Below are 1,260 nucleotides of genomic sequence, written 5' to 3' on the forward strand. Positions count from 1 at the left end.
CGCGCACCGCCCCGGCCGCCGCCCTCGCCTCCGCGGAATGAGGCGCTGAGGGCACACACGGCCGACGGCGCGGGCACGCGATCAGCGCCTCGGGGCCCGTCGGATGACCGCCGTCCGACGGGCCCCGACCGCTGTCGGAGGCGGATCCGCCCGCACAGCGCGCTCGACGGGCACGAGCCGGCTGATCCCCGGACGGGCCCGCGCGCCCCGGACGAGGAGCGGCGGAGCGGGAGCGGCCCGGCGGCACTCAGTCCAGGCGCGAGGGCAGCGGCGTGGAGCGCACCAGCCGCGCGAGCCCCACGAAGGTCGCGATCGCGAGGACCAGCGCGATCACGCCCTGCCAGACCATGCCGGAGCTGATCATGCTGGCCCCCACCAGACCCTGGAACATCTGCCAGGTGATCCCGAAGCCGATCCCGAACCGGCCCTTGGTCAGCACCGAGCGGGCGGCGAGGGCGGTGCCCGCAGCGAACAGCAGCAGGAAGATCCCCAGCCCCACCCCGAGCCGGGCGGTCATCCCGCCGCCGGAGGCCGCCACGAAGCAGAAGGTGGCCGCGGCCGCGAGCACGAGCGTCTCGACGCCGAGCAGCAGCGCGGCCCGCGGGCGGGTGCGCGGACCGGGGTCCTCGGCGTCGGCGGGACGGGTGCTGTCGGGCGCGGTGGGCATGGGGGCACTGTATCCGCCGCGGCCCCTGTGCGATCTCGAGCGTCTCTGACATCTCGAGCGCCTGGTGGCAACGGCTTCGTGCCCGGCATCCCCTCCCGATCGCGACTTCTCGCGACGGTGTGGGAAGTGCCACCAGGCCCGGCGGTCCAGGCTCTTGTCGAGGTCGTCAGGAGCCGCAGAGAATGGAGAACGGCTCGTCCCGCCGAGGCCGTACGGTGCACAGCGCACCGGGCCGAGCGCCGACGACCGCAGAACCCGAGAACGCCCCACAGGGAGCGACCCTCGCCGCGCCTCGCCCCTGCGGGGGCAGGGCGCGACGTCCTGGAAAGAGAGAGTGACGATGGACTGGCGCCACCGTGCCGAGTGCCTCAACCATGATCCCGAGCTGTTCTTCCCGATCGGGAACACCGGACCGGCGATCACGCAGATCCAGGAGGCGAAGGCGGTGTGCCAGAAGTGCGACGTCATGACGGCGTGCCTCAAGTTCGCCCTCGAGTCCGGTCAGGACTCGGGCGTCTGGGGCGGCCTGTCCGAGGACGAGCGCCGCTCCCTCAAGCGCCGCAACGCGCGCGCCCGCCGCGCCAGCTGACCCC

General features: G+C 73.9%; 2 protein-coding genes. One reads left to right on the plus strand and one right to left on the minus strand.

Going from position 1 to position 1,260, the window contains the following annotated elements:
- Positions 1-247 precede the first annotated feature (247 nt).
- Positions 248-667: a hypothetical protein gene (locus HMPREF3159_RS06365; protein ID WP_070500183.1), complete on the minus strand. Its 420-nt coding sequence runs from the start codon at positions 665-667 to the stop codon at positions 248-250.
- A 340-nt stretch (positions 668-1,007) separates the two neighbouring features.
- On the opposite strand from HMPREF3159_RS06365, the gene HMPREF3159_RS06370 reads away from it, so the two are divergent.
- Positions 1,008-1,256, plus strand: a complete 249-nt coding sequence (locus tag HMPREF3159_RS06370) for a WhiB family transcriptional regulator (RefSeq protein WP_010549779.1) — start codon at positions 1,008-1,010, stop codon at positions 1,254-1,256.
- The last annotated feature ends 4 nt before the right edge of the window (positions 1,257-1,260 follow it).

Origin of the sequence: Brachybacterium sp. HMSC06H03 (assembly GCF_001807385.1) — a bacterium.
GTDB classification, from domain to species: Bacteria; Actinomycetota; Actinomycetes; order Actinomycetales; family Dermabacteraceae; genus Brachybacterium; species Brachybacterium conglomeratum.